The sequence below is a fragment of the Haemophilus sp. HMSC071C11 genome (genome assembly GCF_001837655.1).
GTDB lineage: Bacteria > Pseudomonadota > Gammaproteobacteria > Enterobacterales > Pasteurellaceae > Haemophilus > Haemophilus influenzae.
Window position 1 is genome coordinate 46889 of the sequence record NZ_KV833412.1, and the last position, 6182, is coordinate 53070.

The window sequence follows — 6182 nt, forward strand, 5'->3', positions numbered from 1 at the left end:
GTGCGGTCAATTTTACAAACAAATTTTTCCTTTTCACAATGTCGTCGCTAACAAAGGCTTAATAAAAGGAAAATGAATGAAACTAACAACACAGCAAACCTTGAAAAAAGGGTTTACATTAATAGAGCTAATGATTGTGATTGCAATTATTGCTATTTTAGCCACTATCGCAATTCCCTCTTATCAAAATTATACTAAAAAAGCAGCGGTATCTGAATTACTGCAAGCGTCAGCGCCTTATAAGGCTGATGTGGAATTATGTGTATATAGCACAAATGAAACAACAAACTGTACGGGTGGAAAAAATGGTATTGCAGCAGATATAACCACAGCAAAAGGCTATGTAAAATCAGTGACAACAAGCAACGGTGCAATAACAGTAAAAGGGGATGGCACATTGGCAAATATGGAATATATTTTGCAAGCTACAGGTAATGCTGCAACAGGTGTAACTTGGACAACAACTTGCAAAGGAACGGATGCCTCTTTATTTCCAGCAAATTTTTGCGGAAGTGTCACACAATGACGAGCTATGCTTTACTTCATACTCAGCGTGTAACCGCTCAAAATGGCGAGATCTTTACGATCTCGCCAGATTTATGGGAACGCAATCAGCAGCAACAATCCTTGCTCTTGCGGTATTTTGCTTTGCCACTTAAAGAAGAAAATAATCGTCTTTGGCTAGGGGTTGATTCTCTCTCCAATCTTTCAGCTTGTGAAACCATTGCGTTTATAACAGGAAAACCTGTCGAACCAATTTTGTTAGAAAGCAGCCAACTCAAAGAACTGTTACAACAACTTACTCCGCACCAAATGCAAGTGGAAGAGCAAGTTAAATTCTATCAACATCAAGAAACCCATTTTGAACAAGAAGATGATGAACCTGTTATCCGCTTACTTAATCAGATTTTTGAATCTGCCTTACAAAAAAATGCCTCTGATATTCATTTAGAAACCTTGGCTGATCAGTTTCAAGTGCGGTTTAGAATTGATGGTGTTTTACAACCACAACCCTTAATAAGCAAAATATTCGCCAATCGTATTATTTCACGCTTAAAATTACTGGCTAAATTAGATATTAGTGAAAATCGACTTCCACAAGATGGACGATTTCAATTTAAAACCACTTTTTCCGATATTCTTGATTTTCGCCTTTCAACCTTACCAACCCATTGGGGCGAAAAAATCGTGTTGCGAGCGCAACAAAATAAACCTGTAGAACTTAGCTTTGCTGAACTGGGTATGACCGAAAATCAGCAACAAGCATTTCAACGCTCACTTAGCCAGCCACAAGGATTAATTTTAGTAACCGGCCCCACAGGAAGTGGGAAAAGTATCTCGCTTTACACCGCACTTCAGTGGCTAAATACGCCTGATAAACATATTATGACCGCTGAAGATCCCATTGAAATTGAACTTGATGGTATTATTCAAAGCCAAATTAATCCGCAGATTGGATTAGATTTTAGCCGTCTATTGCGTGCTTTTTTACGTCAAGATCCCGACATCATTATGCTAGGTGAAATTCGAGATGAAGAAAGTGCAAGGATTGCACTACGTGCCGCTCAAACGGGACATTTGGTGCTTTCAACTTTACATACCAATGATGCAATATCTGCCATTTCTCGCTTACAACAACTCGGTATTCAACAACATGAAATTGAAAACAGTTTACTACTCGTCATTGCACAGCGTCTTGTACGAAAAATCTGTCCAAAGTGCGGTGGAAATTTAATAAATTCTTGTGATTGCCATCAAGGTTATCGAGGGCGAATCGGCGTGTATCAATTTCTACATTGGCAACAGAATGGCTATCAAACGGATTTTGAGAATTTACGAGAGAGTGGTTTGGAAAAAGTTAGCCAAGGCATAACAGATGAGAAAGAAATTGAACGTGTGTTAGGTAAAAACTCATGACTAAAAAACTCTTTTATTATCAAGGTAGTAACGCATTAAATCAGAAACAAAAAGGCTCAATTATTGCGGATACGAAACAACAAGCGCACTTTCAGTTAATAAGCCGCGGGCTTACTCACATCAAATTACAACAAAACTGGCAATTTGGGGCAAAACCCAAAAATTCAGAAATCAGTGAATTACTCAATCAATTAGCGACATTGCTACAGTCCGTAATTCCGTTAAAAAACAGCCTACAAATTTTGCAACAAAATTGTACTCAAATTATGCTCAACAAATGGCTTGAACGACTGCTTCAATCCATTGAATCTGGCTTAGCATTCTCACAAGCCATTGAACAACAAGGAAAATATCTCACACAACAAGAAATTCAACTGATTCAAGTGGGAGAAATGACAGGAAAACTTGCCGTAGTTTGTAAAAAAATAGCCACGCACCGTAGTCAATCTTTGGCTTTACAACGCAAATTACAGAAAATTATGTTATATCCCTCAATGGTATTGGGAATTTCTCTATTATTGACACTCGCATTACTGCTTTTTATCGCGCCTCAATTTGCTGAAATGTACAGTGGCAATAATGCGGAGTTACCAACAATAACCGCAATATTGCTCTCAATATCTAATTTCCTTAAGCAAAATATTGGCATTTTGCTATTTTTCGTTTTGAGTTTTTTTCTATTTTATTATTTCTATCTAAAACGCCAGACTTGGTTTCATCAAAAGAAAAATCAACTTATTTCTATCACGCCTATTTTTGGCACAATTCAAAAGCTTTCACGTTTAGTGAACTTTAGTCAAAGTTTACAAATTATGTTGCAGGCCGGCGTACCGCTTAATCAGGCACTAGACAGTTTTCTTCCTCGCACACAAACTTGGCAAACCAAGAAAACGCTTGTAAACGATATGGTATTAGATAAAGAAGTGCGGTCAATTTTGCAATGGGTTTCTCAAGGCTATGCGTTTTCTAATAGCGTAAGTAGCGATCTTTTCCCGATGGAAGCACAACAAATGCTACAAATTGGCGAACAAAGCGGAAAACTCGCTTTGATGCTAGAGCATATCGCAGATAATTACCAAGAAAAACTTAATCATCAAATTGACTTACTCTCACAAATGCTAGAACCATTAATGATGGTAATCATCGGCAGTCTGATTGGGATTATTATGATGGGAATGTATTTACCTATCTTTAATATGGGATCAGTTATTCAATGATTTACTTCACAATGTTTTTATTAGGCGGCATCTTAGGGATCGCATTGTGGTTCTACCTATCTGGTTTTATTACGCATTTGCAGCAAGAGATTTATGCGACTTACGTTGAATTATTTCCACAAAACAGTTCTCCATTTCAACCGCACTTTGCCTCTATTCAACAAAAAAAGTGCGGTCATATTTTGAGGTATTTTTTTAGTATTGGGGTTGGATTTATATTTTTACAAATTGCCTTCAAAGATTCTATTTTTACTGTATGGATCGGACTCACACTTATTATTCTTTGGACAATCAGTTATCTTGATTGGCACTATCAACTTATTTCTACGACACCCTGTTTATGGTTACTTACTCTAGGATTATTTGGCACAGACAATAACTTTTCATTGCTAACGTTATCTGAAAGCATAAAAAGTGCGGCTATTTTTTTTATTGTTTTCTACGCAATCTATTGGATTGCAAAATGTTATTACAGAAAAGAAGCCTTTGGACGGGGAGATTATTGGCTAGCAATGGCATTAGGAAGTTTTATTCATTTAGAAACCTTACCGCACTTTTTATTATTAGCCTCAGTTCTTGGAATATGTTTTTCGCTTATTCATAGAAAGAAAAAAGAATTTTTACCTTTTGCCCCTTTTATGAACTTATCAGCTGTCATCATTTATTTCGTCAAATATTACGGATATTAAAAAGGGGAAAACATAATATTTTCCCCTTGTTCTTCATAGAAGTGCGGTTGCTTTTACGAACGTTTCATCACTTCAAAAAACTCTTCGTTGGTTTTCGCCATCATCAGCTTATCAATCAAGAATTCCATTGCATCCACTTCATCCATTGGATTAAGAATCTTACGAAGAATCCACATTTTTTGTAATTCATCAGATGTTGTGAGTAAGTCTTCTTTACGAGTACCAGAGCGTTTAAAGTCAATGGCTGGGAATACGCGTCTTTCTGCAATTTTACGAGAAAGGTGTAATTCCATATTACCTGTACCTTTAAATTCTTCGAAAATAACTTCATCCATTTTCGAACCTGTATCAACTAGTGCTGTGGCAATAATCGTTAAACTGCCGCCTTCTTCCACATTACGTGCAGCTCCAAAGAAACGTTTTGGACGATGCAACGCATTAGCATCCACACCACCAGACAAAATTTTACCCGAAGCTGGGGTTACCGTATTGTAAGCGCGTGCTAAACGAGTAATAGAATCAAGCAAAATGACCACATCTTTTTTATGCTCTACTGAACGTTTCGCTTTTTCGATTACCATTTCTGCCACTTGAACGTGACGAGTTGCAGGCTCGTCAAAAGTAGACGCAATGACTTCGCCTTTTACTGAACGTTGCATTTCTGTCACTTCTTCTGGGCGTTCATCAATCAGTAATACGATAAGTTCCACATCAGGATAATTATGCGTGATACTTTGTGCAATATTTTGCAACAACATTGTTTTACCCGCTTTTGGTGGTGCTACGATTAACCCACGTTGGCCTTTACCAATTGGCGAGGCTAAATCCAAAATACGGGCAGTTAAATCTTCTGTTGAGCCATTGCCACGTTCCATTCTTAAACGCGAATTAGCGTGCAATGGCGTTAAGTTTTCAAATAAGATTTTGCTACGGGACACTTCAGGTTTGTCATCATTAACTTGATCAACTTTTAAAAGTGCGAAATAACGTTCTCCTTCTTTTGGTGGACGAATTTTACCCTCGATTTTATCCCCAGTTTGAAGATTAAAACGACGGATTTGACTTGGGGAAACATAAATATCATCAGGGCCTGCAAGATAGGAACTGTCGGCAGAACGAAGGAAACCAAAACCATCTGGTAAAATTTCTAACACACCACCGCCGAAAATATCTTCGCCACTTTTGGCGTGCTGTTTTAAGATTGCAAAGACAATATCTTGTTTACGCAAACGAGCTAAATTTTCTAAGCCCATTTGCTCCTCACCGAGTTTCACAAGATCAGAAACAGGCGTATTTTTAAGTTCTGTTAAATGCATAATGAATAAATGTTGGAATTAATAAGAATTGATTATTCGAATGGTGGGCTTGCACCCTTTGAATGGCGCGTAAATTACCACTAAAACCCTACGCTGTCTAGCTTTTATTAGCATTTAATATAAAAAATTACCGCACTTTTTTTAAGAACTTATTTTGGAAGTTTAGCCGTCTAGATTGTTATTTATTTGATTTTTAATTAGAATACGGACAATTTGTAAGGTTATCAATAAGCACTTAAGGGAAATTATGGCGAATTGGGACGGAAAATATATCAGCCCTTATGCAGAACATGGCAAAAAAAGTGAGCAAGTAAAAAAAATTACAGTATCCATTCCCATTAAAGTACTGGAAATTTTGACGAATGAACGCACTCGCCGCCAATTAAAAAGTTTACGTCACGCAACTAACAGTGAATTGCTTTGTGAAGCGTTCTTGCATGCATTCACAGGACAGCCTTTACCCACCGATGCAGATTTAATGAAAGAGCGTAATGATGAAATCCCTGAAGATGCCAAAGTGCTTATGCGTGAATTAGGTGTCGATCCAGAAAGCTGGGAATATTAACCGCACTTTTCACTTATCCGTTCAAGCCATTCAAAATTGAACATCCAGGGTTGTCATTGCCCTGACAACTGTCGTGCCAGTGCTGCAATTTTTGTACCATTTTTTGTAACTGTTCTATTTGTTGATTTAATGTCGCAATATGTTGAGCAGTTAGCACTTTCACTTCTCGGCAGCTACGCTTAGGATTATCTTGTAGTGCTAATAATTGTGCGATTTGATGTAACGAAAACCCAACATTGCGTGAGTGTCGAATAAAATGCAACCTTTCTAAATCACTTTCTCCATAATTTCGATAGCCTGACAAACTGCGAACAGCGGGTTTAATTAACCCTATTTTTTCATAATCACGGATTTGTTTTGTAGATAAACCTACTAATTTTGCGGCTTCACTAATATTCATAAAAAACTTCTTGACCTTAACCTTATGTAAAGGTTTATAGTTTAACCATCAATAAAACAACTAACAAGGAGTAAAAAT

7 protein-coding genes are annotated in these 6182 nt (G+C 37.3%); 5 read left to right on the forward strand and 2 right to left on the reverse strand.

Annotated elements, in window-relative coordinates:
• Positions 1–76: 76 nt before the first annotated feature.
• The 4 genes from HMPREF2644_RS04990 to HMPREF2644_RS05005 are packed head-to-tail and all read left to right on the forward strand — an operon-like array spanning position 77 to position 3823.
• Positions 77–526, forward strand: a complete 450-nt coding sequence (locus HMPREF2644_RS04990) for a prepilin-type N-terminal cleavage/methylation domain-containing protein (RefSeq protein ID WP_011271973.1) — start codon at positions 77–79, stop codon at positions 524–526.
• Positions 523–1917 (forward strand): GspE/PulE family protein, encoded by a 1395-nt coding sequence (locus HMPREF2644_RS04995; protein ID WP_011271972.1) that lies wholly within the window; start codon positions 523–525, stop codon positions 1915–1917. The genes HMPREF2644_RS04990 and HMPREF2644_RS04995 overlap by 4 nt, the downstream gene beginning before the upstream one ends.
• On the forward strand, positions 1914–3134 hold the full coding sequence (locus HMPREF2644_RS05000; RefSeq protein ID WP_011271971.1) for a type II secretion system F family protein: 1221 nt from the start codon (positions 1914–1916) through the stop codon (positions 3132–3134). The genes HMPREF2644_RS04995 and HMPREF2644_RS05000 overlap by 4 nt, the downstream gene beginning before the upstream one ends.
• The gene (locus HMPREF2644_RS05005) at positions 3131–3823 is read left to right on the forward strand and encodes a prepilin peptidase (protein ID WP_038440789.1); all 693 of its coding nucleotides are present in this window, start codon (positions 3131–3133) and stop codon (positions 3821–3823) included. Before HMPREF2644_RS05000 ends, HMPREF2644_RS05005 begins: the two co-directional genes overlap by 4 nt.
• Positions 3824–3876: 53 nt before the next feature.
• Here HMPREF2644_RS05005 and rho read toward each other — a convergent pair whose 3' ends face one another.
• Positions 3877–5139 carry a transcription termination factor Rho gene (gene rho / locus HMPREF2644_RS05010; RefSeq protein ID WP_005629550.1) on the reverse strand — a complete coding sequence of 421 codons (1263 nt, stop codon included), beginning with the start codon at positions 5137–5139 and terminating at the stop codon, positions 3877–3879.
• A 247-nt stretch (positions 5140–5386) separates the two neighbouring features.
• On the opposite strand from rho, the gene metJ reads away from it, so the two are divergent.
• On the forward strand, positions 5387–5704 hold the full coding sequence (gene metJ / locus HMPREF2644_RS05015) for a met regulon transcriptional regulator MetJ (RefSeq protein WP_005631186.1): 318 nt from the start codon (positions 5387–5389) through the stop codon (positions 5702–5704).
• A 13-nt stretch (positions 5705–5717) separates the two neighbouring features.
• On the opposite strand, the gene cueR is transcribed toward metJ, so the two are convergent.
• Positions 5718–6104, reverse strand: coding sequence for a Cu(I)-responsive transcriptional regulator (gene cueR, locus HMPREF2644_RS05020; RefSeq protein ID WP_005663006.1), 387 nt, complete (start codon positions 6102–6104; stop codon positions 5718–5720).
• Between the last annotated feature and the right edge of the window lie 78 nt (positions 6105–6182).

Bases quoted from the DNA above. Each gene is read 5' to 3' on its own strand.
- HMPREF2644_RS04990 (WP_011271973.1), top strand. From the start codon at position 77: ATGAAACTAACAACACAGCAAACCTTGAAAAAAGGGTTTACATTAATA.
- HMPREF2644_RS04995 (WP_011271972.1), top strand. From the start codon at position 523: ATGACGAGCTATGCTTTACTTCATACTCAGCGTGTAACCGCTCAAAAT.
- HMPREF2644_RS05000 (WP_011271971.1), top strand. From the start codon at position 1,914: ATGACTAAAAAACTCTTTTATTATCAAGGTAGTAACGCATTAAATCAG.
- HMPREF2644_RS05005 (WP_038440789.1), top strand. From the start codon at position 3,131: ATGATTTACTTCACAATGTTTTTATTAGGCGGCATCTTAGGGATCGCA.
- rho (WP_005629550.1), bottom strand. From the start codon at position 5,139: ATGCATTTAACAGAACTTAAAAATACGCCTGTTTCTGATCTTGTGAAA.
- metJ (WP_005631186.1), top strand. From the start codon at position 5,387: ATGGCGAATTGGGACGGAAAATATATCAGCCCTTATGCAGAACATGGC.
- cueR (WP_005663006.1), bottom strand. From the start codon at position 6,104: ATGAATATTAGTGAAGCCGCAAAATTAGTAGGTTTATCTACAAAACAA.